This window comes from Actinopolymorpha sp. B11F2 (assembly GCF_040195635.1).
Lineage (GTDB): Bacteria > Actinomycetota > Actinomycetes > Propionibacteriales > Actinopolymorphaceae > Thermasporomyces.
In genome coordinates, this window is the sequence record NZ_JBEFTX010000001.1 from 797,643 (window position 1) to 824,150 (window position 26,508).

Sequence of the window (26,508 nt, forward strand, 5' to 3'; positions counted from 1 at the left end):
ATGCGAATGAGTAAGTTGCGGTTGCTGGGGGTGGGCGCCGTTGCCGCGCTGGTCCTCAGCGCCTGTGGTGGGGGAACCGGCGTCGACGTCGAGGTCGCCGACAACCCCGAGTTCGCCTCCGGTACGACGATGGCGAAGCTGGCGGACGCCGGCAAGATCACGATCGGCGTCAAGATGGACCAGCCCGGCATCGGCTACAAGGAGCCGGGCGCCGACGCGCCGACCGGGTTCGACATCGAGATGGGCAAGGTCATCGCCGCCAAGCTCGGTGTCGCGCCCGAGGACATCACCTGGAAGGAGACGGTCTCGGACAACCGGGAGCCCTTCCTCCAGAACGGCACCGTCGACATCGTCCTCGCTTCGTACTCCATCAACGACGAGCGCCGCCAGGTCGTCGGTCAGTACGGCCCGTACTACATCACCGGCCAGCAGCTCCTGGTCCGTGAGGAGGACAAGGACCGGATCACCGGGCCACAGCAGCTCGCCGACGTCAAGACCTGCTCCGTGACGGGGTCGACGTCGCTTGACAAGGTGGCCGACGACTACGGCGCGAGCCCTGTGCCGTTCGACACGTACTCCGACTGCGTGAACCAGCTGCTCAATGGTTCGGTCGACGCCGTGACGACCGACGGCGCCATCCTGCTGGGCTACGCCGCGCAGAAGCCCGACGAGCTCGAGGTCGTCGGCAAGGCGTTCAGCGAAGAGCGGTACGGCATCGGCTACACGCACGGTGACACGGAGATGTGCAAGTTCCTCGACGAGACCATCCAGGGAGCCGTCGAGGACGGCACCTGGGCGGAGGCGTTCGAGGCGACGCTCGGCGAGTCGGGTGTGAAGACCCCCACTCCGCCGAAGCCTGACGCCTGCGAGTAGGACAACCCGGTCGGTGCCCGGCGTGACGACGCGCCGGGCACCGACACGTTCGCGCGACGAAGGTGAGGAAGAGCTGCCGTGTATCTGTCCGAGCTGGGATCCCGCCTGATCGACGGATTCTGGTTGACCCTTCAGCTCCTCGGGTGTTCCCTGGTCATCGCGACCGTGCTGGGAACCCTGCTCGCTGCCATGCGGGTCTCACCGATCGCACCGCTGCGCGCCTTCGGCACCAGCTACGTCAACGTCTTTCGCAACACCCCGCTCGTCGTGCTGTTCATCATCGCCGTCGTGGGACTCCCGGCACTCGGACTGCTGAGAGACGACTTCCTCTGGGGGAACGCGTTCTTCTGGCGCGCGGTGACAGCACTCTCGCTCTACACGGCCGCGTTCGTCTGCGAGGTGGTGCGGTCGGGCATCAACACGGTCCAGTCCGGTCAGGCCGAGGCGGCCCGCTCGCTCGGCATGACGTTCGGCCAGACGCTCGGCCTCGTCATCCTGCCGCAGGCGTTCCGGGCAGTCATCCCACCGTTGGCGAGCGTCTACATCGCCCTGACGAAGAACACCTCGGTCGCCGCGGCGTTCGGCGTCACAGAGGCGACTTACCGGCTGAGTGACCTGATCGAGGACTTCCCCGGTTCGCTGGTCTACAGCTTCATCGGCATCGCGGGCGGCTACATCGCGATCGTCCTGGTGATCTCGGGGATCGCGGCGATTTTCGAACGGCGTGTGGCGGTGGCGCGATGAGTGCGGTGCTGTTCGACGTACCCGGCCCCAAGGCTCTGGCCCGACAGCGCGTCTACACCGCCGTCGGCACCCTCGCCATGGCCGCGGTCCTCGCGTGGGCGCTGTGGAAGTTGTGGGACACCGAGCAGATCACCCCGGACAAGTGGGCGGCGTTCACCAAACCCCTCATCATCGGTGCGCTCGCCGAAGGTCTCGTCACCACGCTCAGCGCGGCCGCCGTCGCCATCGTGCTCGCCATTGTCTTCGGCGCGGTCTTCGCCGCTGGCCGACTCTCCGACCACGCGTGGATCCGCGTGCCAAGCGTGACGATCGTCGAGTTCTTCCGAGCGGTCCCGCTCCTGCTCCTCATCCTGTTCATCTTCCTCGCGTTCGGAAAGACCTTCGGCCCCTTCTGGGCCCTGGTCGTCGGCCTGATGCTCTACAACGGCTCCGTCCTTGCCGAGATCTTCCGGGCCGGCATTCTGGCGGTACCGAGGGGCCAGAGCGAGGCGGGCTATGCGATCGGGTTACGGAAGTCCCAGGTCATGTCGCTCGTCCTGGCTCCGCAGGCAGTTCGGTCGATGTTGCCCGCGATCATCAGCCAGTGCGTGGTCGCCCTGAAGGACACCGCTCTCGGCTACGTGATCGGGGCTCCCGGCATCGTCAAAGTCGGCGAGGAGATCTACATCTCACCGCTCTACAACAACCCGCTGACGGTCGGGATCGTGCTCGCCGCCATCTTCATCGTCATCAACTACGGCCTCGGCCGGCTTGCCCAGTGGCTCGAGTCACGGATGCGCCGCCAGGGTCGCCGGGTCGTCCCTGTCGCTGCCGTCCCAGGTGCCGGTCCTGAAGCTGGAGCTTCCCGCGGCGACTGACGAGACGATGTCGAGCGTTGGATGAGGAAACCCCCTGCGCCACCAGGTTCGTGTCAGGGTCCCCCCAGTCACACGTCAACTGGTCCACCACGACGTGACCGACGACGTGGCGTGAGGGCCGGGTACGGTCACGATGCTCGACGATGCCGGCGGAAGCGAGCACGCTGAGCCGACCTCTCGCGTCACCGTCGCTCCGAAAGGCTCACGCGACCATGACCCGCCTCGCATTCGTGCCTCGCCCGCTCGGAGTTCTCGTCACTGCCGGCGCCCTCCTGGCCACCACGCTCACCGCCGCCGTTGCGGGTCCTGCGGGCGCGGCACCCGCCACGACACCGTCGACGTCCGCGGAAGCCGCCGGGACCAGCCAGGCGGAGTGGGCGCGTCGGGCAACAGCCTCCTACGACGCGCTCCAGGAGTACCTCTACCTGGGCGACGGACAGCATCACCTCTACCAGGAGAAGTACCCGCGCGAGGACACCGACAACGCCTTCTCCTACCTCTGGCCGGTCCGGGAGGCCACGGCCGCCACGATCGACCTGACCGTCGTTCCGGGGTCGGGACGGACGTACGACGATGACGTGCGGGACAGGTTCTCGGCCCTGCAGGCGTACTGGAACACCGACCGCGAGCCGCCCGGCTACGCCTCCTACGTCGTGCCACCGCTCGGCGGCGGGGGCGACCTGTTCTACGACGACAACGCGATCGTCGGGTTGGAGTTCGTACGGCATTACCGGCTGACCCACAAGGCGTCCGCACGGCAGCGGGCCGAGCAGGTCTTCGAGGTACTCGCCCAGGGATGGGACACCGACGCCTCGCATCCCTGCCCTGGCGGGATCTTCTGGGTCGACGCGTCGTGGACCTCCATCCGGGCGGCCAACGTCACCGGGCTCGTGGCCGAGCTGGCAGCCCACCTCTACGAGATCACCGGAAAGCGGAGCTATCTCGACTGGGCGGACCGACTGTATACATGGAACCGCACCTGTCTGCGATCGCCAGAAGGCCTGTACTGGAACGACATCAGCCTCGACGGCACGGTCAACCCCACGCTCTGGATCTACAACTCGGGCGCGATGATCGGTGCGGGGACGCTGCTCTACCGCGCCACCGGAGACCGGGACTACCTCGAGAGCGCCGAAGCCGACGCGAGAGCCGCACTCGACTATTGGACGGCTGAGAACCGCTACTTCGACCAGCCGGCAATCTTCAACTCGATCTTCTTCAAGAACCTCTTCCTGCTCGACTCGGCCGCGCACGATCCGCGTTATCGGGCAGTCGTCGAGACCTACGCCGAGCACACGTGGGCCAGCAACCGCGACCCCGCCCTGGGGCTGTTCCGCTTCCCGCCGTCGGGCGGCGGCCCGTACGACCCGTCGTACCGGCCGGAAACACTGGAACAGTCCGCGGTCATCCAGACCTTCGCCCTGCTGGCCTGGAAGTCCCGCGACTACCGCTTCGCCGCGTGAAGCGGGGAAGCGACGCGAGGGCCTGAACGGACCTGACAGCGGAGCTGACGTCAACGGCGTGGGGTGACGCGCAAAACCTGTGGGCGATGCCCCACGGCGTTGGTAGCGTGTCGTACGACAACTGAACAGGCCTTCAGGAGGTTAGCGCCGGATTCCGCGATCACGCGGGCGTTCGGTGCGGTAGCTCAGAGAGCTTCGGCAGACAGAGCGTCTGAAGCCATGCTGGTGATGCTGGTCCGTTCGCGGGCCGGCGTTCTCGCGTGGCCTTGGGCGCTCTCTTCATTTCAGCCGGGGCGATCATCTTCCTCGGCTGCGAGCAGGCGGCGGAGGATATGGCGAACGAACGGCAGTACAGGTTCCGGTCTCGCGTCATCGCCACGCGAGGCGTCCGGGAGTACCGGCAGACCATCCCGAGCGTGGTCAGACCCGCGGACTCGGTCCTCGAGATCGGCTGCGAGTGGGGCACCACGACGGCGTTACTTGCCCAGCACACGCGGATGGTCATCGGGACCGACATCTCATCGGTCTGCCTTGACCGGGCGCGAAAGCTGCATCCCGAGCTCGACTTCCGGACGCTCGACGCGTTCGACATCGGCGCGGCGCTCGAGATCGGCGAGCGGTTCACGACGATCTACCTGGACCTGTCCGGCCTCTCCGGCTACCGCGGGTTGCTGGACCTGATCGCCCTGGTGAATTCGTACGCGGGTCTCCTTCAGCCGCGCACGATCGTCGTCAAGAGCGGAGCGTTGAAGAACTTCGCCGAGCGGTGCGTCGCCTGGTCGTGACCGGCGCGCGGGCGGTCACTGAACGCAGAACTCGTTGCCCTCGGGATCGGCCATCACATAGTGGTATTCGGGCCACGGGCCCCATGTCGCGTCCTGCTTGTGGATTACCGTGGCGCCGAGAGCGACGATCCGCTTCATCTCGGCATCGACCTCCTGCGGCTCCGCCCGGCGGCCTTCCGCACTGTTGATGTCGAGGTGGACGCGGTTCTTCGCCTGCTTTCCTTCCGGCACTCGATGGAAGAAGAACCGCGGGCCCACTCCGGCGGGATCTTCGGCGAGTCCGCGGCCAGCCAGGTCGTCGTCGGTGAGGCCGGCGGCTAGCAACATCTGCCTCATGTCCTCAGGAAAGTCCCGCTTCTCATAGCCCAGAACCGCAGCCCAGAACGTCGACATCCGGTCGGGGTCTGCACAGTCGAACGTGACGTTTCCGATCTTCACGGGAGCTCCTCACTCGTGGCCCGCGGTCGTGGCCCGCGGTCGTGGCCCGCGGTTGTGGCCCGCGGTTGTGGCCTGCGGTCGTGACCTGACCATAGGACAGGTCACGGACAGGATGAGACCGCAATTCGCGAGGGCTGCGAACGCCCGCCCGTCCGTCAGGCACTTCCTTTCCGAAGGAAGGCTCAGAAGAAGTCGCGCATCCACGGAGTACGCCCGGCGAACGCCCGGTCAAGCGCGCGGAGATCGGCATCGGTCGCCCCGGCCACCAGACCGACCCTGCTGAGCCGGCGCGGGTTGGCCCAGCCGGTGTAGAGCGACGCGAGCTGGCCGACGCCCAGCGTGACCTCCCCTCGCCCGCCGGGTTCGAGGGTCGCCTGGCCGTCCTTGACCCTCAGGACGTGGGCGCCGGAGTTCCACGGCGCTGTGTCATCGGTGAGGGCAAGGTGGACCTCGACGTCGACCGAGTCGTCATATCCGCGTGCGGCGATCGCACCCGGCGCATCCACCAACCGGGACATCCAGCACCACCCCCAGCCAGCCGGTCGCAGGTCACGTTCACCCACCAACATGGACAGGGCGAACGAATGGGGCGCGATCAACTCGGCGACCTCGGCAACGGGATGGAACGCGCCCAGCAGGCGTAGGAGCGTGAGCTCCGCGTCGAGATCGACGGCGACCAGTTGGCGGATGGTCAAGGTGAAGAAGCCACGATCGTCCGCCGCTTCGCCGCGCTCGACGATGACCAGCCCCACGAGACCGCCGTCGCGTTCGGCGACGTAGGCGTCCTGATCGACCGGCTTGCCCCCGAGGAGACGTCGGGCCGCGAAGTCCGGCCCGTGCCACAGGTTGCCGGGCTCGTCCCGCGACACTTCCTCGTGGAGGTCGCGGAGCGCCGGCAGATCTCGCTCCTCGACGCGGCGCGTCGAAGTCGGGCGGGCGGGCCTCGGTAGCGCGGTCAGAGCACGGAGACCCAGCTTGTGCTCGGGGTAGCTTCCCGCGACCTCCCAGCCGTGCCGGCGGTAGAGCGTGTGGTTCATCGGGAAGAGTGTCGAGAGCACCTCGCCGCGTTCGCGCATCTGCCCGAGCGCTCTGCGGATGAGGGCGCTCGCCACGCCCCTTCCCCGGTACGCCGGATCGACGGCCACACCGCCGACGCCCCCCATCGGGACCCGACGCCCGCCGAACCACTGCCCGAGCTCCCAGACCGACAGCCTGCCGACGATCTCGCCGCCGTCGGTGGCAACGAGCCGGCGGTCGAGCGGGACTCCCGCACGGTCCGCTTCCTCGTCGTACGCAGAAGACCGGGCCGCGAAGCCCAGCTGGCCGACCCGGTGCATCGGTTCACGGTCGCCGTCGAGAGCTGTCCTCACCTCTATTGCCATAACCCGGAACGCTAACGGGGGCGAATGCGCCGAGGCGACCGGGTTGTCCGGAGAGCCAGCGGTCCACCCGGCTGACCTGGGACGGCATGATCCACTCAACCGCCGGCACTGCCGGGCGACTCAGCGGGATCGTCCATCGTGTCGACGGCCATGGCGAACTGCTCGACGGCCGCGCGTTCCTCCTCGTCGGCATCATCGGCCAGGGCCTCGCGGACGACGCGGAGAGCCACGCCAGGCGAGTAGCCCTTGCGAGCGAGCATCCCCACCAACCGCCGGACCCGGGTCTGGCCGTCGAGACCTCGCGTCGCCACCAAGCGCCGGCTCACCAGCGCTCGTGCCGTCGCGAGCTCTGTCTCCGGGGACAGCTGGTCGACGGCCTCACCGACCTCGGCGTCACCGACCCCCCGCCGCCGGAGCTCGTGTGCGAGGGCCCGCCGCGCCAAGCCACGGCCGGTGTGGCGCGATTCGACCCAGGCGCGGGCGAACGCGGCATCGTCGATGAGGCCGACCTCAGAGAACCGGCCCAACACCTTCTCGATCACATCGTCGGGGACGCCTCGCCGCTCGAGTGCCCGTGCAAGTTCGGCGCGTGACCTCGGCTGAACGGTGAGCTGCCGGAGAACGATGGCACGGGCAACCTTCTCGGGATCCGCATTCGACCCCTCACCCGCACCATCCCCACGCGGCAGCTTCTTCGCCCTAGAAGTCCTCGGGCTCATCGGCAGGAGCGTCGACCTGCGGACCGATGCCGAGCTTTTCCTTGATCTTCTTCTCCAGCTCTTCGGCGAGGTCCGGGTTGTCCTTGAGGAACTTGCGGGCGTTTTCCTTGCCCTGCCCGAGCTGGTCGCCCTCGTAGGTGTACCAGGCGCCGGCCTTGCGGACGAGACCGTTCTCCACCCCGAGGTCGATCAGGCTTCCCTCACGGCTCACGCCCTCACCGAACAGGATGTCGAACTCCGCCTGCCGGAACGGCGGGGCCATCTTGTTCTTCACCACCTTGACCCGGACCCGGTTGCCCACGGCCTCCTGAGAGTCCTTCAGCGTTTCGATTCGGCGGACGTCCAGGCGCACCGAGGCGTAGAACTTCAACGCCTTCCCGCCCGTCGTCGTTTCGGGAGATCCGAACATCACGCCGACCTTCTCGCGGAGCTGGTTGATGAAGATCACCGTGGTCCTGGAGGAGTTGATCGCACCGGTGAGCTTGCGGAGCGCCTGGCTCATCAGCCGGGCCTGCAGGCCGACGTGACTGTCGCCCATCTCGCCGTCGATCTCTGCCCGCGGCACAAGTGCGGCCACCGAGTCGACGACCACGATGTCGAGTGCGCCGGAGCGGATCAGCATGTCGGCGATCTCGAGCGCCTGCTCGCCGCTGTCGGGCTGGGACACCAGGAGCGCGTCGGTGTCGACACCCAGCTTCTTGGCGTATTCCGGATCGAGCGCGTGCTCGGCGTCGATGAAGCCGGCGACACCTCCGCCGCGTTGGGCGTTCGCCACCGCGTGCAGCGCGATGGTCGTCTTACCGCTGCTCTCCGGTCCGTAGATCTCCACCACGCGCCCGCGCGGGAGTCCACCGATGCCGAGGGCGACGTCGAGCGCGATCGCGCCGGACGGGATCACCTCGACCGGGGCGCGTCCCTCCTGTCCGAGGCGCATCACCGCCCCCTTGCCAAACTGCCGCTCGATCTGGGCTATCGCCGTATCGAGGGCCTTCTCGCGGTCTTGACCTGCCATGCTCGCCATCCCGGTCGGGTCGGGGGCTCGCCGGGAACCCCGGGTCTTTTTCTGCGCCCTGTCCTTGGGTGCACTGTCTCTGTGCGCTCTGTCTGCCACGACCACGACGTTAGAGGTAGCCACCGACATCGATCATGGTGGCCGACACACCTGTGGACGATGCAGCCGTTTCGAGCGTTGTGGACAAAACCCGCCACCTTGCCGGCGGGACCTTCGTGCCACACACACCACGACTCTATGGCGAACACGTGTTCGAAGGCCAGCGACACGCCGGGGACGCGCGCTCAGCGTTCGGACGGCGGCAGCTCGAGTGCGCGCCAGACTGCGCGCCAGACGTCCTTGGCGTCCCAGCCGGCGTCCAACGCCTGTTGGACGGTACGCTCACCCAGGTCGGCGAGGACGTGATCACGCGCCCAGGTACGCGCATAGGTGTCGCCCAGATGCTGGTCCATCCTTCGCCAGAACTCCGTCAGCCGCACCCACCCAGTATCCGACATGGGCACGAAACACCCATCCGGGCGTACCACCACGGCGATACAGGCACCCCGGACTGGCGTACGAATGTCCGCAGGCGGACCATGGAGCGGGCCTACGGACACGGAACCGCGCGGCGGGCAGCGGCCGTATCGACGGGCCAGGACAGGCGTGAACGCCGGCGGCAGAGTAGTCCGCCGGCCACCCGAGGAGGACCTCATGCAGTCGTGTGTGCTGCTCAAGTACGGCGAGCTGGCACTGAAGGGTCGCAACCGCTGGCGGTTCGAGGAGACCCTGCTGCGCAACCTCGACAACACCCTCGCCGACCTCGGCGACATCTCGGTTCGGCGGCGCTACGGCGTCCTCGTCGTCAAGGGCGCTCCCCTACCGGTCCTCGTCGAACGTACGCAGGCCGTCCTGGGACTCGCCCTCGTCCATCCCGCGGTCATGGTCAAGCCGTCACTCACCGCCATCGAACGCGGCGCTCTGGACCTGCTTCGTCCGTACGCACGAGACAACCGCGACGGCCACGGGCCCGACAGTGGCGCCACCCGCGCCACCAACGCCGCGACAGTCGGCACTACGAGCGGCACAAACCACGGCCCGGCAACGTTCGCGATCCGTCCGCGGCGGCGATGGAAGGGGTTCGAGATGCGCTCGCACGCGATCGCGGTCCGCCTCGGCGACCGCGTGCGAGCCGAACTCGGGCTTGAGGTCGACCTGCGGAACCCCGACGTCGAACTCGGCATCGAGATCGACCGGCACGAGGTCCTGCTCTACACCGAGAAACTGCCAGGCCAGGGCGGCCTACCAGTCGGCGTCAACGGGCGGGCACTGACCCTGCTGTCCGGCGGCTTCGACTCGCCGGTGGCCGGCTACCGCACGATGCGGCGCGGACTCGCGACCGACTATGTGCACTTTTCCGGCATGCCGTTCACCGGTCCCGAGTCGGTCTACAAGGCGTACGCCCTGGCGGCCCGGCTGGACCGCTACCGCGGTGGCGGCTCGCGGCTGTGGGTGGTGTCGTTCGGCAACGCCCAGCGCTCACTCGCCACGGCGGGCGCCGGCAAGCTGCAGGTCCTGGCACAGCGCCGCCTGATGGTGCGCGTGGCGTCCCGACTCGGCGCACAGGTGGGCGCGCAGGCGATCGTCACCGGCGACTCGCTGGGACAGGTGTCCAGCCAGACGCTGCCCAACCTGGTGGCGGTGGAGGCGGCCGCGGAACTGCCGTTGCTGCGTCCGTTGCTCGGCTGGGACAAGACCGAGATCGTCGCCGAGGCCGAGCGGATCGGCACGGCGGAGATCTCGAAGATGCCCGACGAGGACTGCTGCACGTTGTTCGCGTCGCCGCTCGCGGAGACCAAGGCCCAGGTGAGTGCACTGGAGAAGATCGAACACCGCCTCGACCTCGAACCACTGGTCGACGAGCTGATCTCCGCCGCGACACTGCACGAGTTCGCCGTCAAGGCCGATCACGCCGCCGCCTGACACGAGGTCGGGACGCTCAGCGAGAACCAACGCGCGCCGCAGTGAAGGAGACCATTCGCGGGTCACTTCAGCAGGACGTGCCCGATCCGCCGCGACGCGAGCCACAACCCGGCGACCGCCATCGCCACCAGATAGCCGACACTCACCAACAGGTCCCACGACAGTGACCCCAGCGTGAGGCTCCGCACCAGCACCACTCCGTGGTACAGCGGCGTGAGCTGGACCAGGAACTGCCCGACCGGTGGATAGGCCGAGAGCGGGAAGAACGTCGCGGACAACAAGAACATCGGCAGGATCGCCAGGCTGACGAACTCGAAGTCCTGCCAGCTACGCATGTATGTCGTCCCCGCCATGCCGACCGATGCGAAGGCGAACCCCACCAGAATCGCGGCCGGCAGTGCCAGCACCGCCCACCACGAGGCGAGCAGCCCCATGACGAGCATGGTCACGATGAAGGCCGCGGCGTAGAGCCCGCCGCGGATGAGTGCCCAGATCACCTCACCTGCCGCGACGTCCCATGGTCGTATCGGGGTCGCGAGCACGGCGTCGTACAGCTTCGAGTACTTCAGCTTGAAGAACAGGTTGTACGTCGTGTCGGCGATCGCACCGTTCATCGCACTCGAGGCCAGCATGGCCGGAGCGATGAACGCCGGATAGCTCACCAACCGCCCGTCCACCACGAAGCCGTCGACCAGCTGCGAGATCCCGACACCGATCGCCAGCAGGTAGAACAGCGGCTCGAAGAAACCCGACACCAGCACCAGCCAGTCGTGCCGGTAGACCATGAGGTTGCGTTCGACCAGCAACCACGCCCGCCCGCGCGGCGGGGGCAGGGGGACCATCCGGAGGACCAGAGCGGCCATGGGCACATGCACCTCCACCTACGTGACGAGCCGGCGCCGGAACCCCCGCGCCGCCCACCACACGCCCACGCCGATCCACAGGCACAGGTAGCTGACATTGCCGGCCACCCACCACCAGGTGGGCTCGCCCAGGGTGAACATCCGGGCCAGGTGGACGCCGTGCCACAGCGGTGTGGCGTAAGCCACCGGCTGGGCGGCCACCGGCAGCTGGCTGACCGGAAAAAACGCGCCGGAGAACAGGAACATCGGCAGGATCGCGAACCGGAAGTACATCGAGAAGATCGTGTCGCGGTCGGTCGTCACCGCCATCGCGAACGTCGGCGCCGCGACCGCGAGCCCGGTGAGCAGCCCCGCCACGACGGCCAGCACTCCCCACGGCGAGGCGACGGCGCCGAACGCCGTGATCACCGCGAGGTAGACGACACAGGTGGTGAGCACCCGGAACGCGACGAAGAGCAGGTGCCCAACCAGCACGTCCGCGACGCCCAACGGCGTCGCCAGCATGGCGAAGTAGGTCTTGAACCACTTCCAGCCACCCATCACGGGGTACGACGACTCGAACGACGCGGTTTGCATCGCCGTGGCGGCGAGCAGTCCGGGCGCGATGAACTGGAGGTACGTCTGGCCACCCAGCGCCGACCTTCCCTCACCCGCATCGACGTACGCACCGAGGCCAAGGCCCATCGCGGCGAGGAAGAGCGACGGTACGAGGAAGCTCGAGATGATCGTGCCGCGCCAGGTGCGCTTGTACGACACCATCCAGTACTCGTACGCACGCAGGGCCCTGTCCCACCGGGCCGGCCGCGTTCGGGCTGTCACCATGCGAGGTCCCGGTCAGTCGACGAGCGTACGGCCGGTGAGGCGGAGGAAGACGTCTTCGAGGGTGCTCCGGCGGACCAGAAGGCCCTGCGGTGCCAGGCCGCGCTTGTTCACGGCGTTGGCGGCGGCGTCCCCGTCGTAGGTGTACAGGAGTACGCGGTCGGGCAGGACCTCGATCCGGTCGGCGAGGTCGGCGACCTTCTCGGCCGCACTCTCCTGCCCGCCGACCCCGAACCGCAACTCGACCACCTCCCGGGTCGAGTGGGTGCGGATCAGGTCGCCCGGCGAACCCTCGGCGACGATCCGGCCCTTGTCCATGACGACCAGCCGGTCACAGAGCTGCTCGGCCTCGTCCATGTAGTGGGTGGTGAGAACCAGCGTGACCCCGCGCTGCTTCAGCTGGAACAACCGGTCCCACACGAGATGCCGTGCCTGCGGGTCGAGCCCGGTCGTAGGCTCGTCGAGCAGCATGATGTCGGGATCGTTGACGAGGGCGCGGACGATGGTGAGTCGCCGCTTCATCCCACCCGACAGGTCCGCGACCTTGGCGCTCGCCTTCTCCGACAGCTGGGCGAAGTCCAGCAGCTCCGTTGCCTTGTCGGCACACGCCCGCCTGGACATGCCGAAGTAGCGGCCGTAGATCACGAGGTTCTCCCGGACCGTCAGCTCCTCGTCGAGCCAGTCGTCCTGAGGGCACACGCCGAGCCGGGCCCGGATGCGAGAACCGTCGACGACCGGATCCATGTCGAGGATGCGGAGGCTCCCGCCGGAGATCGGCGACACGCAGCCGATCATCCGCATCGTCGAGCTCTTGCCGGCACCGTTCGGCCCGAGGAAGCCGAAGACCTCACCAGCTGACACCTCGACGTCGATCCCGGCGACGGCGACGAACGAGTCGAAACGTTTGTACAGCCCCCGCGCCTCGATGAGCGATCCCACCGCGTCCCTCCCCGGACGTCGCGGCTGCCCGGCCCCTGCCTGCCTGCCCGACCGGACCACCCTGCAACGACTGTAATCGCGGATCCGGCGGGTGCCAGTCGATGCGACACCGAGATCAACGCGGACGACGGCCAAAAATGATCAACGGTGGCGAATTCGGACAGTGCCGGAACGCGTGTCCGAATTCGCCACCGTTGCTCATCTTGGCCGGGCGGCTTGAGAAACCTAGTCGGCTGACCAACGGGACAGCTTGCGCGCGACCGTACGAGCCCTGTCCGCGGCCCCGGGCGGCAGGGCGGCGATGGCGCGGAACGCCTGCCGGTGCAGCCACGGCTCCGACGTGACCCGGGCGACGACCCGCCGCGGAATCGCCCGATAGGCGATCCCTCTGACGCCGACGATCCGCCCGCCCTGCACGACCGCCGTGCCGATCGGGATCGCGGGCTGCCGCCCCGACGGGTCCGTACGCAGGGACAACGGGTGCCGGCCGGACGGCAGGGTGGTCACGTCATTGAACGCCAGGACCGCCTCCTGCGCCGGTTGGATCCGGCCAGGAAGAGTCCGGGACGACCCGGCCCTGCCGATCACGACCTCGACCTCGCGTGGACCCGTGCCGGGCGCCGCCTGCACGGGTACGGCGAGATGCAGCTGGGCACCGCGCGCCTGCAGCGGACCGATACCGCGCGCGGCGAGCTCGCCGGCGAGGCTCTGGTTGCGTTCGTCGATCTCCAGCGACAGCTGGCCGAGCGGGAGGGTGCGGTGCGGGACGATGATGCGCGACGGGTTGCCGACGACGGCGGGGATCAGCGCGCCGTCCCATCGAGAGCCGCCGTCGATGGTGAGCCTGACCGCCCGTCCGAGGCCGAGTGACCGGATGGCGACCCACATGTCGTAACGGCCCGGCTCCAACGGCGCTCCACCGGCAAGGGTGCGCGGGTCGAACGTCGCCGTACCCGCCAGCACCACCTGGTAGCAGTCCTGGCGCCCCGCGCCGATCGGAACCAACGTGGCCCGCAGTGTCGTCGGCGCGAACCACCACAGGTTGGTGTCGCGGTGGAACACGCGTACTTCTGCGGTCGCGTCCGCGCACGGGTCGCCGGCGTCCCAGGAGTCGATCGTGGACAGACCTGACACCAACGACGGGTCGACCTCGAACCGCCCGCCCCGCTCCACGATGACCACCGGCGAGCCGTCAGCATGCAGGAGACCGGCCCGCACGTCGGCGCACAGAGAGCTGTTCTCCCAGCGCAGGTCATCGACGGTGGCGAAGCCCCGGACGTTCTCGCAGCGCCGGGCAAGCTCCATCAGGCCGTCGAGCCGGTCACGTTCGAGAAGCGCCGCGCGGAGCCGCATGATCGGCGGGAGGCCGGCCACGACCTCGCCACCCGCGAACCTTCCGTCGCTGCCGGCGAAACAGGCGAACGCGAGTTCACGGACGACCCGGAAGCCCTCGTTGCGGTAGCCGTCGGAGTACTGCAACAGCCGCGGCTCGCACAGCCTGCGCATCATCTCGATCCGGAAGAAGCGGCGCAGCAGTCGGTTACGGAGCTCGCCTGGCTCCGTGCCGGCCTTCACCGCGTCGATCACCTCGCGGAGATTGCCGTAGTAACCCCGCATCGACGACCGGGTGCTGCTGCTGTTCCCGCGGTCGTCACGACGGTTCCAGAAATAGCAGGCGTAGTCGCCGACGATCGAGACGGTCTTGGCCCGGAGGTACGCCTGCACCATGAACAGCTGGTCTTCCAGCCGGCGTTTCCCTTCGGGGAACCGCAGGTCGTTGTCCTGCAGGAACGAACGACGGAACATCTTGTGCGGACTCACGCTCTCGATCAGCGGAGCGTCTTCGATCGTGCAGCGTTCGACGTTGCGGGCGAACACGTGACTCGGCGCGGTCATCGTGCCGGCCACCTTGCCCAGCACGATGTCGCTGGAGTTGCGTGCTCCGATGGCGTACATCCGCTGGAGCGCCTCGGGCGCCATCTCGTCGTCCTGGTCGACGAACTGGACGTACTCGCCGCGTGCCTGGTCGACGCCGACGTTGCGAGGCTTGCCCGGCCAGCCGGAGTTTTCCTGGTGCAGGACTCTCACGTGCGGGTGTTCGGCCGCCAGCTTGTCGAGGCGGGCGGGCGAGGCATCGGTGGAGCCGTCGTCGACGAAGACGATCTCGTACTCCTCCGGCGTGAGGCTCTGGTCGAGCAACGAGTCAACACACCGGTCGAGATAGGGACCCGGGTTGTAAACGGGCACGACGACGCTGACCTTGATCATGAATCCCCCGCAAACCTGTGGTCCGCTCGACTCCTGCGCGTGAGCTTTGGCTTCCCGCTGGGTCCCCTACTCAAACCGGTCAGCGGGCACAGTCAGTGGCAACTGGGAACAAGGAGTTATCGAGCCGTTAAACGACCAAGTCCGAAGCGCGCGGAATGTCCCAAAAATGTAGATCTGATGGCGGGCCAGGTCAGGTGTCGCGGGCGCTGGTGCTGCTGGTGGTGAGGCCGTCCGCCGCCGCGTCCCGACCTGGCGCCTCGGCGGCGTCGGACAGCTCGGCAGGGTCGGACGGCTCAGTCGGATCCTCAGTGTCCGTACCGTCCTCGGCGACCATCTCCTCCGCGACGGGCTGAAGGACGGCACCACGTCGTGGACCCGCCCCGTGTTCACCGGACCACTCCACATCGGCGGCGGCGATCAGCGCGTCGGCGGCGGTGTTCCATCGCTCCTGGGCGGGTGGCTCGTCGGGACCGAGCAGATAGGCCCGCGCCACGTCACGGTCCCGGGCGAGTGGGTCATCGGACAGGATCGTGTCGACGACCTCACCGATGTCGGCGCCCGGATTCAGCAGGTAGGCGGAGCTGGTGCTGGGGAAGGTCGCGCGGAACGTCTCCTCCGAAAGGCCCTTGGGGTTGGCGACGACGCACGGCTTGCCGGTGCTCAGGAAGTCGGACACGACGCTCGACACGTCCGCGATCATGAGATCGGTCTCGTTGTAACACTCGAAGAGGGTGGGCAGCCGGTCCGAGACGACGACCGGGCGTCCGGCGTAGGCCGCCCGGTAGATGGTGTGCCACTCCCCCTGCAGGCGCTCGGCGTCGGCCGGCGGAAGATCGGGATCGGCCAGCTGGGCGGCGATCATGTCCAGGCGGGACTGTTGGTCGGCGGCGACCGCGCCGTGACGGTCGGCGGCGGCCGCGATCATGGCGCGGATCTCCCGATCGGCCCGCGCGGCCACCGGGTCACGGGTGCCGGTGAGCGGATGCGGCTTGTAGATCAGCCGGACGGGGACGCTCGACCCGAGCAGCCGCCGGACCAGCTCCGGGCCCATCACCGTCAGCGACGTCTGGAAGTGATCGTCGGTCCAGCCTTCCCACGTGGGCAGGTAGAGCACGGTGAGCGGTCGGCCGGGGCCCGGGGTCGGCACGGGACCGCTCCGGCGCTCCAGGACGTCGAGCTGGGGTCGGCCGACCTCCACGATGTCCTCGTCGCGTACGCCCACCTTGGCGCGCGCGTAGCGCTCCCTGCCGGCGGAGCCCGCGACCCAGATCTGGTCGTAGACCTTACTGAAGGGGTTGAAGCTCGCCACCTTGTCGCTGTCGCCGTGGCCGATGAAGACGTGCTTGATCCGCGGCTCGCGGAGGAAGTGGATGTTGTTGCCGACGTTGGCGACGAACAGCGCGATCCGCGCGTCGGGCAGGGCGAAGTTCATCAGGTCGACCGCGCGCGGAATGCACACGATGGGGACGCTGGTGCGGCCGAGGTCGCGGATCGCGTGCCGCTGCCGGACCAGGACGACACTGGGCTGGGACATGCGTTCGAGAGTCTGCAGCCACATCTCGGCCTGGTAGAGCTCGTTCGGCGAACCGCTGAAGTAGAGCACGACCTCCGGTCCCCTGGCGTGCAGGGCCTCGCTCACGCCGTCGAGCAGCGCCTGCGGGTCTGGCCGGCGGCCCAGGAGAACGAGCTGACGGACCAGCAGCAGGCTCGCGACCGCGACGGTGCCGGTGTAGAAGCCCACCATGAGACCGAACGACCAGAACGCGTTGGTCCAGACGCTGAGCGCACCGGCCAGGACGGGGAGCAGGCCGAGGGCCATCAACCGCAGGGCGGCGTCCTCGGTGAGCACCTTGGGGAGCTCGACCGGACGCAGCTCCTCCGGCAGCTCGAAGCCGCGCACTTCCACCGGCGGGAGGGTCCGGCGGCTGACGAGGGTCAGCAGGCCGAGATAGCCGATCCGGCAGACCGGGATGGCGAGTGCCACGACGGTGATCGCGAGAAGCTCGGCCCGGTTCATGTCGCGGTTGGCGTCGGTGATGGCCACCAGAAGCAGGAACAGGAAGATCTGGGCGAACGCCCGGTGGGAGATCCCGATCTGGGCCCGACGCAGGAGCAGAACCACCGGGCGGTACCGGCGTTCGACCAGCACGTCGACGGCCGACGCGACCAGCAACGCCAGGGCGAACAGCAGCGGGCGGGCCAGGACAGCCGTCACGACCAGGCCGGCATAGCTCGCGATCAGGGCAGCCAGTGCGGCGATCTGTGGCCCTCGTGGAGCGAGCGCGTGCAACACGGTGGAATCTTCTCCCAGATGTCGTCGACGGCGGTGGAGGCCATGCCGGTGTCGTGGCGCGGACCCTACTCCGACCCTGGCGTCAGGTCAGGCATCGGTCCTTTGCCGTCACAGCCTGGCGCATGCGTTCGAGAGCCGGTGGTTCAGGGGGGCCGAGGAGCTGCTCGCGCAACGCCGTCCGCTCGTCGACGGCCGGATCGGCGCTGCCCCGCCCGGCGGCGAGCAGGCTGGCCAGCCCGTGCCCGTCGGGGTCGACGAGGTAGCCCCCACGGCTCGAAGGGTAGCGCCCGACGAACTCCGCGCCAGAGAGGCCCGCAGGGTTGGTGACGGCGTAGGGGCGTCCGCTGGCCAGGAAGTCGGTGATGAGGCTCGAGACGTCGCTCAGGAGGACGTCGGCAGCGGCAAAGCAGGCCTGGACGCTGAAGTGGGGACCCGGCGCCACCACGTGGCCACGGTGTACCGGCTCGGGGGTGCTTTCCGGTGCGTCCGCTGCGTACGGCAGGGCGGGCGTGTACGGCGCGAGCTGTTTGGCGGCCCACACCTCGAGGGCCGCCAGCTGTTCGGCGCGGGAGGTGAGCACCGGCGAGCGGGCCACCTCCAGGTCGTCGCGTGCATGGGCGTACGCCTCCGCGGGAGCGACGGGCGCCGGCACCTCCTGCGCCCCCAGGAGGTCGAGGATCTCCCGATGGGCGCGCACGACGGCCGGGTCGCGGGTGCCAGCGAGCGGATGGGGCCGGTAGATGATGCGGACGTCGGGCTCGGCGAGGAGCAGCTGGACGAGAGTGGCTCCGCACGAGCCGAGCGAGCTCTGGTGCGGCTCGTCGCCGTAGCCCTCCCAGGTCGGTGCGTAGACCACGGTCAGCTGGTCGGGCTGCACCTCACGATGAGTGGTGACGAGGGCGTCGAGCTGCGGGCGTCCGATCTCGAGCACCCGGGAGTCGTCGATGTCCAGGCCGGCGGTGCGGAACCGTTCCCTGCCGCCGGGACCCGCCACCCAGATCTCGTCGTACGCCTTGAGGAACGGGTTGGTCGTCACCGCCTTGTCGCTGTCGCCGTGCCCGATGAAGACATGGCGGACCCCCTTGCGCCGCAACAGGTGCAGGTTGTTCGCGGAGTGGGCGACGTACATCGCGACGCGTAGCTGCGGTAGCGGCTGGCCCATCAGCACCGTTCCGTGTTCGATGCAGAGCACAGGTATCCGGGTGGGGCCGAGCGCCCGCAGGCTCTCCCGGTCACGGAGGATCAGCAGAGCCGGGACGTCCAGGCGCTCGAGGGTCTCCACCCACATCTCGAGCTGGTAGAGGGTCTGCGGAGCTCCGCCGAAGTAGAGCGCCACCTCCGGAGCAACCTTGTCCAGCGCCCGGTTGACCGCCGCCTCCAGCCGCGGTTTCGTCACGCGCCGCATGGCGAGCGCCGAAAACCCCAGGAGTCCGGTCGCCACCGCAACGAGGGTGACCGCCAGCACCGCGCCGACGAGGAGCAGCGGATACGCACCGGAAAGCAGGCCGAGCGCGGCTCCGGCCGCGAGCAGGACGTCGGGGCAGCCCAGCGACAGCGGAAGGTACTGCCCGACCACGGGGTGCGGAGCGCTCGGGATCTCGACCGGGGCGAGCGACAGCCCGCGGGTCACGACCGGCATCCTGCGCTGGCGGTGGACGAGCTCGGACAACGCCATGCCGCCCGCCCGCAGCGTCACCACTGCCAACACGCCCGCGACCGCCGTCACGAACCAGCCGGACGGCGAGTCGGACCGGGCCAGGAGGACGACCACGGACAACCCGTAGAGCAGGCCCCGCCACGGCGCGCCCGCGCCGACCCGACCGGCGGCCCAGGCGAGGAACGGTGCCCGCCACCCGACCGCGACCTCCAACGCGGTGACCAGCAGCGCGGCCGGAAGAAAGGCGACCGGCAAGGGCACCAGGGCGGCCACGACGAGGACGGCGTACGCGGCGCCGAGTCCGGCGGCCAGCCCGATGCTGGTCCGGTCGAGCCTCGGCGAGGGGACTCGTTCGGTGACCTGGATGGTCTGCACGGTTAGCCGACCGATCCAGTCATCCGCGGTAGTCGGCGGAGTCGAGGGTGTCGCCGCCCGCGGCCGCACCCTCCACGTGGTCGAGGGCGTCGGTGATCGGCTGGGTCGGGTCGCTGTCGCCGTGCTCGCCCGGCGGCGTCGTGACCGGACCAGGTACGGGTTCGAGGCGTACGTCGACGACGTGACCGGTCTGCTCGGACAGCAGGACGTCGAGGGAGGCGAGGCCGACGTCGCGGGCTGGGAGCAGCGTGCCCGGCGGCTCCTCGCCGAACGCCCGGGTGCGCATCGGCGTCTGGGTGCGTTCGGGATTGACGCAGTTGACCCGGATCCCGTCGGCTGCCCATTCGTCGGCGAGCGCCTGGGTGAGGTTGACGACCGCCGCCTTCGTCGAGGAGTACAGGCTGTAGCCCGCCCGCCCGCGGGTGTACGAGCTCGACGTGAAGAGCAGCAGGTGACCACTGGACTCGGCGAGGTAGCGGTGCGCCGCCCGGGCGACGTAGACCGGCCCGAGCAGGTTGACCTGCAGGCTGTCGGTGATGACGTCGTCGGGGCAGTCGGCGAGGGCGGCGGTGTGCAGGACCCCCGCCGTCACCGCCACGAAGTCGATCCGGCCCGTCTCCTCGTACGCCTTCTCCAACGCCGCCCGCACATGTTCGGGTTCTTCGACATGGGTGCCGGTCGCGGACCTGCTGAAGCTGTAGACCGTGGCCCCGAGTTCCCTGGCCGCGTCACCGATCTCGGCACCGATGCCGTAGCTGCCGCCGAAGACGACGAGGGTCCTCCCTTGGAGGAGTGCGCTCGCCTGGTCGGTCGACAGGGCACTCGGCGGGGTGTGCGAACCCAGCCGGAACAGCTGGTCGGCGAGGAACACGTCGATCGGATACGTGACCTTCATGTTGCGTTCGGACCCCTCGACGACCGTGATGGGGACGTCGGGGAGGTAGCGCAGCACGACCGTGCAGTTGTCGGTGGGCGTGAACTGTGGATCCTTGGCCGCGAGTTCGTAGGCACGGCGGATGGTCGAGAGCCGGAACGCCTGTGGGGTCTGTCCGCGCTGCAACCGGTCACGCTTGGGGATGTCGGTGATGATGCCGTCGTCCACGACGATGATCGTGTCGGCCGACGGGATCGCCACGTCGACCGCGGCGAAGGTGTCGAGGGCCGTCACGCAGTCGGCGATGATGCGGTGGTCGAGCAGCGGGCGTACCGCGTCGTGGAACAGCATCTTGGCCTCGCCGTCCCCCGCGGCGGCGATCGCGAGCCGGCTCGTCTCGTCGCGACTCGAACCGCCGTCGAGGATCCGGGTGACCTTGCGGAATCCCGCGTTACGGACGATCTTCTCGGCGTCCTCGGTCCAGCCGGGCAGCATCAGTACGAAGATCTCGTCGACGTCGGGTGAGGTCTCGAACACCTCCAGCGTGTGTTCGAGCAGGGGCTTTCCGGCCACCTTGAGCAGCTGCTTGGGCAGCCGGAGGCCCACCCGCTCGCCGGAGCCGCCGGCCAGGACCACGGCGATGCTGCGCAGCGCGGACGCGGGTCTCTCGTTCCCGGCGCCGGGTGTCGGGTCGGGCCTCGTCTGGGGCACGGTTCTCGTCACTTCCCTTCGTCGGTGTGCGTGCGATCCCAGGGATGGTAGTTGCCCACCCTGTGGGCGCTGTCACCTGCCGGACGCCGCCTGTGCCCGGTTTGTCACGGTCGTCCACTCACGAGGTGTTGGTCTGAACTGCGGGACGCTCGGCGATGACGGTCCAGGCCTTCGGGTTGTAGGAGTGCTCGGCACCATAGTCGGCCGCGAGGAATGTCGGTATATGTATGGCTCTGACTGTCGGAAACTTCACCTTCAGCAGCTCCTGGATCCTCCCCGCACTGAGCTCGTTCCAGTGGTAGGAGTCCTTCGGCCGGACGTTGTGCTCAGGCTTGTCGACCATGATGAAGAACGCGATGACGACGCCTTTCCGCGCGATCCGGATGGCCTCGTTCATCGCCTTGTGCATCGCGGGCAGCGAGAGGTGCTCGAAGATGTCGAAGGCGAGAACGTAGTCAACGCTGTCATCGGCATACGGCAAATCGAGGATGCTCCCGAGTTCGAACCGCACCGTTGCGCCGCGGGCGGGGAAACGCTGGCGGGCGTTGCGGATGTTGTCCTCGTTGAGGTCGACGCCGGTGTAGTCGAGGAACCGCGCGATGCCGTAGGCGTCGAGGAAACGGTAGTCGTTGGCCGATCCGCAGGCGAACTCCAGGACCCGGAGGGTGTCTGCCTCCCGGGCGGCGAGCGCCTTCGACCATTTCCTTTCGTAGGTGTCCTCCCGGTCGGCGATGACCGCGCAGACCTTCTTGACGGCGGCCCGCTTCTCCGGGTCGGTGTACTGGGACATCGCGACGCCGAGCTCCCCGGCGCGGCGCCGGAGGGCGGCATTGGCGTCCACGCAGAACACGAGTTCCTCGCGCATCATCGGCTCGAACTCCGAGCCGAACAGCTCGGTGAGAAGGAAGTGCCGCGCGAGAATGCTCTGCGCGTTGATCCGCGGATTCTGATATCCGCTGACGAGATAGTCATCGAGTGTCTCGGCGGGGAGCTTCGCCCAGCTGCGCCTGAGTTTCGCCGCCTCTGTCTGCCAGCGCCCACCGGCCAGGATGTCCCTCACCTGACGCCGCAGCGTACGCAGGGCGGGACGGGCCCATACGGGGACCCACCGCAACCAACGGGTCCGCACAACCGCCTTGTCCGCAACGCCCATGCCGCACCCTTCCAGTCGGGTGATCGCGGAGTTCCCCGAGACATCCGATGATCAGAAGATGCTGTGACGGCGCTCCCGTCTTGAGGAAAAACACGGAATCTTACTCGACCGACGACCGGTTTGGGGAGATCCCTGACCCCACCGACGGCAGACGTCCGCCGTCGCAGGCCGTGACCGGAAAGGGCGGCGTCGCCAGCCGCTCGGTAGGGTCTGGGGCCATGAAGACGTTGAGCATCGAAGGAGCCTGGGTGACCGAGCCGCCGGTCTTCCCCGACGACCGAGGCTCGTTCGTCGCGTGGTTCGCCTCCGACGAGTTCCAGCAGGCAGTCGGCCACCAGTTCGCGCTGCGGCAGGCCAACTGCTCAGTGTCACGACGCGGTGTCCTGCGTGGCATTCACTACGCCGACGTTCCTCCCGGCCAGGCGAAGTTCGTCACCTGCGCCCGCGGCGCCCTCCTCGACGTGATCGTGGACCTGCGGGTCGGCTCGCCGACATTCGGGCGTTCGGAGTTCGTCCGGCTCGACGAACAGACCGGGCGAGCCGTCTACCTGTCCGAAGGGCTCGGCCACGGGTTCCTCGCCCTCACCGACGACACGACGGCGATCTACCTGTGTTCGGAGGGCTACGCGCCCGGCCGCGAGCACGGCGTGCACCCCCTCGACCCCGACCTCGCCCTCGCGTGGCCCGACGACATCGAGCCTGTGCTGTCGGAGAAGGACGCCGCCGCTCCGACCCTGGCGCAGGCCGAACTGCAGGGGGCACTCCCGTCGTACGCCGACTGCAAGGCATACCGTTCCTCGCTCACCTGACAGAGCGGGGTCGGCGTACGCGTGAGAAACATGTCTGGTGGGGTAAAGGAAGGATGATCACGGTCTTGACCGGCCCCACCCGGGTCCAGTCGATCCACGACGCCGGGAAGACGTGGTTCACGAGGCTGACGAAGGAGTTCCCATGACCGGGCTGGCATCGAAGCCCACCGACCGGTCACCGGCAGAGACGCCGGTGGAGTCGCCAGTAGAGACGCCGGATCCCGCAGACGTGAGCACGCAGGGATCCGGGGTGAAGGTCAGCGTCATCGTGCCGGTCTACAACCCAGGCCCCTATCTCGAGGACTGCATCAACTCGCTCCTGCGCCAGAGCCTGCCCTCGACCGAGTTCGAGGCGATCTTCGTCGACGACGGTTCGACCGACGACAGCCCTGCACGGCTCGACGCCCTTTCCGCCGCCCACCCCCACCTCCGGGTCATCCACCAGGAGAACTCCGGCTGGTCGGGCAAGCCGCGCAACGTCGGGATCGCCCACGCGCGGGGGGAGTACGTCTTCTTCGTCGACAACGACGACTGGCTGGGCGACGAGGCGCTGGAACGTATGTACGCCTTCGCGAAGGAGAACGGCTCCGACGTCGTCGTGGGGAAGATGGCGGGCAAGGGACGCGGAGTTCCGCGGGAGCTGTTCCGCAAGACCTACCCCCACGCGACACTGTCCGACGCGCCGCTCATCGACAGCCTCACGCCACACAAGATGTTCCGCAAGGAGTTCCTCGACGAGCACGGTTTGCGCTTTCCCGAGGGGCGACGCCGGCTGGAGGACCACGTCTTCGTCACCGCCGCGTACTTCGCGGCGCGGACCGTGTCGGTGCTGAGCGACTACGTCTGCTACTACCACGTACGCCGTGACGACGCCTCCAACGCCGGTTTCCAGCGCCTCGAACACAAGGAGTACTTCGCCAATCTCCGCGAGGCCCTGGACATCGTGGAGGCCAACACCGAACCAGGTCCGCTGCGCGACCGGCTCTACCGCCGGTGGTTCCGCCAGGAGATGCTCGAGCGACTCCGCGGCCGCCGCCTTCTGCACGCACCCGACGAGGACCGCAGGGCGCTCCTGGAGGAGATCCGGCTGGTCTGCAGTGAAAGGTTCGGACCGGGCGTCGCCGCAGGCCTTCCCGCCGCACAGCGGATCATCGGCAGCCTCGCCATGGCCGGTCGTCTCGATGCCCTGGTCCAGTTCGCCGAGTGGGAGGAGCGGATCCGGACCCACGCCAGACTCGACGACCTGGGCTGGCACGGTGGCACGCTGCGGCTCGCCGTCACCGCGGAGCTCCGTGCCAACAGCGCACCGATGACGTTCACGCACCGTGGAGACCGCGACCTACTCCTCCCTCCGCTTCCTGCCGAGGCGCTGGAGGGCGTGGCCGAGGACGACCTCGACACCACGGACCGGCTGCCCATGGCGCGGCTCGACGTCATCCTCCGGGCCCGCGGCAACGCTGCCGAGTTCTTCGTTCCGGTGGCGTACTCCGGTGTCCGCAAGGCGGTCGACGAGTCGGCGACCGCGGCCGCCGCCGGACCGTCCAGTGGAGAGTTGGACGAGCAGTTCCGGCTGATCCTGCAAGGCGAGGCTGAGATCGACGTCTCGACCGTCGCCGGTTCCGGCGCCCTGGCAAGCGGTGTCTGGGACGTCACCGTCCGGCTCTCCGGCTTTGGCTGGGCGAAGGACACCCGGCTGGGTGCGGTCAGAGCCACCAAGGCGACCGAGAACTGCGTACCCGCGATCCTCGGCGACCCGCCCCGGATCATCACGCCCCACTGGACGAACCACGCCAACCTGTCCCTCGACGTAGGCGACCATGCCATCACGCCTGGCCTGGAGCTCCTCGTGAAATCCAGACCAGTCGTGGCGGGGACACCTCCGGAGGCCACTCTCACCATTCCCTTGCGTGCCGTAGTCGCCGAGCCACGTTCCGACGCGGCGATCCGGCTGGTCCATGACGGCTCGGGCAAGGTCGCGGAGCTCAACGCCGAGCTCGCGCCCGCGGTCACCGACGGGACCGCCCACTCGGAGCTGTGCGCCCCGCTCATCGAGCAGCTGGATCCCGGCCGTTACTCCGTGGCCGTTCGGCTCTTCCGCCCCGGCGCGAGCACAGCGTCGCGGGGAACGAAGAAAAAGAAGGCAAAGAACCGCGTGGCCGACGCCGACGGGTTCATCAGTCTCCCAGCCACGCTCACCGTGCCCACCAGGTCCCGCCCCCCGGTCGTCGACGTCCTGACCCGGTCCGGACCGGATGAGACGTTCGACGCGACCGCCGCGGCGCCGCCACCGGTGAGAGACCGGCTCGCGCGGAGAGGGCGTCGTCTTGCCCGGCGGATCCGCCGCCGCCTCGTCCGCCGGCCTGTCCGCCAGCGCTGAACGAAGCGCCTCTACCTAGCGGAGCTTCTTCACCAACCGCGGAGCACCAGGTAGCCGGCGCAGGAACGGCGCACGCTTCGCCACCTTGCCGAACAGGTCACTCGGCCGCCGCGACACACGTCTCGGCGGCCTCGTGGCGCCCGCCTGCTTCGTCGCCGTGGCCGCATGCTGCGCGGTTGACCCGGCGCCGTTCCGGCTCTGGATGCCCGAGGCCTTCGCGGCGGCCTTCTGGCGGATGGCGGCGACCATCCGGTGCTCGCCTACCGACGCGGACTGGTCGACCTCACAGTCGCGGCCGGCGGCCGGGTCGGGTAGCCAGTCGCAGAGCTGGGGACGCGACAGGTCGGCGAGATCGTGGTCGATCCCGGCAAGCAGCTGCTCGCGGCCGTACGACGGGTCGCCGACGTCGCGCGCGGCGACCAGCGCGGACCAGAACGGCGCCGACAGCAGCGCCTCCGGCGTCATCGCGCAGCTCCGTTCGACGATCTCGGGCGGGATCTGCTGGGGGTCCTTGAGCAGGAACGTGTCCATGATCTCGTCGTAGTTGTCCGCGAGCACCGTGTTCGTGGGGTCGAGGCCCAGCACCACCATCACTCCGGTCGGCCTCGTATCCATCACCGCCAGCCGGAGGTCAGGCCGGTAACGCTGCAGCACCGGGATCATCTTGTAGACGTCACCCGTCCATGCGCCGGTGTGGCGGTTGCGCGCCGCCTCGTCGACATTGCGCGGCAGCTGGTCGTCGAAGACCACGACACTCGACCAGTCGGCGTACTTCTCGGTGTTGATGAAGTCACGCAGGACGTATTCGAACAGGTGCATGCCGTCGATGAACGCCAGGTCGACCTTCGCCTCTCCCAGGTGCTCGAGCGGTTTCTCGCGGGCGAAGAAGTCGTCACTGGTCTCCCGGACCATGTGGAGGTCACACCGGAGTTCCTTCACCACCTTGAAGGCGGGGTCGACGGCGACCGTGGGAACGCGGGACAGGGTGAGACTCCGGCCGTCGTTGATGCCGATCTCGAAATACGTACGCGGCTGGTAGACCGCGTGCAGATTGCGCAGAAACCCGTGGCGGTGCACTTGCTCTCTCCTCGCCCAACTCGACGACTCACACGATAGGGGGACAGAGCCGGCGTCT

The 26,508-nt window shown here is 68.4% G+C and carries 22 protein-coding genes; 8 read left to right on the forward strand and 14 right to left on the reverse strand.

Going from position 1 to position 26,508, the window contains the following annotated elements:
* The 5 genes from ABN034_RS03595 (at window position 1) to ABN034_RS03615 (ending at window position 4,722) form a co-directional block, all read left to right on the forward strand.
* Window positions 1-873 (forward strand): glutamate ABC transporter substrate-binding protein, encoded by an 873-nt coding sequence (locus tag ABN034_RS03595; RefSeq protein ID WP_349326460.1) that lies wholly within the window; start codon window positions 1-3, stop codon window positions 871-873.
* Between the two features lie 78 nt (window positions 874-951).
* The gene (locus tag ABN034_RS03600) at window positions 952-1,617 is read left to right on the forward strand and encodes an amino acid ABC transporter permease (protein WP_349689517.1); all 666 of its coding nucleotides are present in this window, start codon (window positions 952-954) and stop codon (window positions 1,615-1,617) included.
* The gene (locus tag ABN034_RS03605) at window positions 1,614-2,474 is read left to right on the forward strand and encodes an amino acid ABC transporter permease (protein ID WP_349689518.1); all 861 of its coding nucleotides are present in this window, start codon (window positions 1,614-1,616) and stop codon (window positions 2,472-2,474) included. Before ABN034_RS03600 ends, ABN034_RS03605 begins: the two co-directional genes overlap by 4 nt.
* 212 nt (window positions 2,475-2,686) lie before the next feature.
* The gene (locus ABN034_RS03610) at window positions 2,687-3,937 is read left to right on the forward strand and encodes a glycoside hydrolase family 76 protein (RefSeq protein WP_349689519.1); all 1,251 of its coding nucleotides are present in this window, start codon (window positions 2,687-2,689) and stop codon (window positions 3,935-3,937) included.
* A 260-nt stretch (window positions 3,938-4,197) separates the two neighbouring features.
* Window positions 4,198-4,722, forward strand: a complete 525-nt coding sequence (locus ABN034_RS03615) for a class I SAM-dependent methyltransferase (RefSeq protein WP_349689520.1) — start codon at window positions 4,198-4,200, stop codon at window positions 4,720-4,722.
* A 15-nt stretch (window positions 4,723-4,737) separates the two neighbouring features.
* Here ABN034_RS03615 and ABN034_RS03620 read toward each other — a convergent pair whose 3' ends face one another.
* The 5 genes from ABN034_RS03620 to ABN034_RS03640 form a co-directional block, all read right to left on the reverse strand.
* Window positions 4,738-5,160, reverse strand: coding sequence for a VOC family protein (locus ABN034_RS03620; RefSeq protein ID WP_349689521.1), 423 nt, complete (start codon window positions 5,158-5,160; stop codon window positions 4,738-4,740).
* A 182-nt stretch (window positions 5,161-5,342) separates the two neighbouring features.
* Complete coding sequence (locus ABN034_RS03625; RefSeq protein ID WP_349689522.1) at window positions 5,343-6,530, reverse strand: GNAT family N-acetyltransferase; 1,188 nt, start codon at window positions 6,528-6,530, stop codon at window positions 5,343-5,345.
* A 107-nt stretch (window positions 6,531-6,637) separates the two neighbouring features.
* Complete coding sequence (locus ABN034_RS03630) at window positions 6,638-7,261, reverse strand: regulatory protein RecX (protein ID WP_349689523.1); 624 nt, start codon at window positions 7,259-7,261, stop codon at window positions 6,638-6,640.
* The gene (gene recA / locus ABN034_RS03635; RefSeq protein ID WP_349326448.1) at window positions 7,242-8,273 is read right to left on the reverse strand and encodes a recombinase RecA; all 1,032 of its coding nucleotides are present in this window, start codon (window positions 8,271-8,273) and stop codon (window positions 7,242-7,244) included. The genes ABN034_RS03630 and recA overlap by 20 nt, the downstream gene beginning before the upstream one ends.
* A gap of 284 nt (window positions 8,274-8,557) precedes the next feature.
* Window positions 8,558-8,752, reverse strand: coding sequence for a DUF3046 domain-containing protein (locus ABN034_RS03640; RefSeq protein WP_349326446.1), 195 nt, complete (start codon window positions 8,750-8,752; stop codon window positions 8,558-8,560).
* 214 nt (window positions 8,753-8,966) lie between these two features.
* Here ABN034_RS03640 and thiI point away from each other — a divergent pair, with 214 nt between their 5' ends.
* The gene (thiI, locus tag ABN034_RS03645; RefSeq protein WP_349689524.1) at window positions 8,967-10,235 is read left to right on the forward strand and encodes a tRNA uracil 4-sulfurtransferase ThiI; all 1,269 of its coding nucleotides are present in this window, start codon (window positions 8,967-8,969) and stop codon (window positions 10,233-10,235) included.
* Between the two features lie 62 nt (window positions 10,236-10,297).
* Here the strand turns inward: thiI and ABN034_RS03650 are convergent, their stop codons facing one another.
* From ABN034_RS03650 to ABN034_RS03685, 8 genes are all read right to left on the reverse strand, one after another.
* Window positions 10,298-11,098, reverse strand: coding sequence for an ABC transporter permease (locus ABN034_RS03650; protein ID WP_349689525.1), 801 nt, complete (start codon window positions 11,096-11,098; stop codon window positions 10,298-10,300).
* Window positions 11,099-11,116: 18 nt separating this feature from the next.
* Entirely contained in the window at window positions 11,117-11,920 is an 804-nt protein-coding gene (locus ABN034_RS03655; protein ID WP_349689526.1) for an ABC transporter permease, read from the reverse strand.
* Window positions 11,921-11,932: 12 nt separating this feature from the next.
* Entirely contained in the window at window positions 11,933-12,856 is a 924-nt protein-coding gene (locus ABN034_RS03660; protein ID WP_349689527.1) for an ABC transporter ATP-binding protein, read from the reverse strand.
* Between the two features lie 225 nt (window positions 12,857-13,081).
* Window positions 13,082-15,124, reverse strand: a complete 2,043-nt coding sequence (locus ABN034_RS03665; RefSeq protein WP_349689528.1) for a glycosyltransferase — start codon at window positions 15,122-15,124, stop codon at window positions 13,082-13,084.
* A gap of 190 nt (window positions 15,125-15,314) precedes the next feature.
* On the reverse strand, window positions 15,315-17,417 hold the full coding sequence (locus ABN034_RS03670) for a CDP-glycerol glycerophosphotransferase family protein (RefSeq protein ID WP_349689529.1): 2,103 nt from the start codon (window positions 17,415-17,417) through the stop codon (window positions 15,315-15,317).
* Window positions 17,418-17,499: 82 nt separating this feature from the next.
* Entirely contained in the window at window positions 17,500-19,449 is a 1,950-nt protein-coding gene (locus ABN034_RS03675) for a CDP-glycerol glycerophosphotransferase family protein (RefSeq protein ID WP_349689530.1), read from the reverse strand.
* Between the two features lie 19 nt (window positions 19,450-19,468).
* Window positions 19,469-21,034, reverse strand: coding sequence for an SDR family NAD(P)-dependent oxidoreductase (locus ABN034_RS03680; protein ID WP_349689531.1), 1,566 nt, complete (start codon window positions 21,032-21,034; stop codon window positions 19,469-19,471).
* A gap of 118 nt (window positions 21,035-21,152) precedes the next feature.
* A complete protein-coding gene (locus ABN034_RS03685) occupies window positions 21,153-22,187 on the reverse strand; it encodes a class I SAM-dependent methyltransferase (RefSeq protein ID WP_349689532.1) in 1,035 nt (344 codons plus the stop codon).
* A gap of 218 nt (window positions 22,188-22,405) precedes the next feature.
* On the opposite strand from ABN034_RS03685, the gene ABN034_RS03690 reads away from it, so the two are divergent.
* Together ABN034_RS03690 and ABN034_RS03695 are read left to right on the forward strand one after the other, a co-directional pair.
* Complete coding sequence (locus ABN034_RS03690) at window positions 22,406-22,996, forward strand: dTDP-4-dehydrorhamnose 3,5-epimerase family protein (protein ID WP_349689533.1); 591 nt, start codon at window positions 22,406-22,408, stop codon at window positions 22,994-22,996.
* 142 nt (window positions 22,997-23,138) lie between these two features.
* Window positions 23,139-25,373 (forward strand): glycosyltransferase family 2 protein, encoded by a 2,235-nt coding sequence (locus tag ABN034_RS03695; RefSeq protein WP_349689534.1) that lies wholly within the window; start codon window positions 23,139-23,141, stop codon window positions 25,371-25,373.
* A 15-nt stretch (window positions 25,374-25,388) separates the two neighbouring features.
* Here ABN034_RS03695 and ABN034_RS03700 read toward each other — a convergent pair whose 3' ends face one another.
* On the reverse strand, window positions 25,389-26,450 hold the full coding sequence (locus ABN034_RS03700) for a class I SAM-dependent methyltransferase (protein WP_349689535.1): 1,062 nt from the start codon (window positions 26,448-26,450) through the stop codon (window positions 25,389-25,391).
* Window positions 26,451-26,508: the final 58 nt, after the last annotated feature.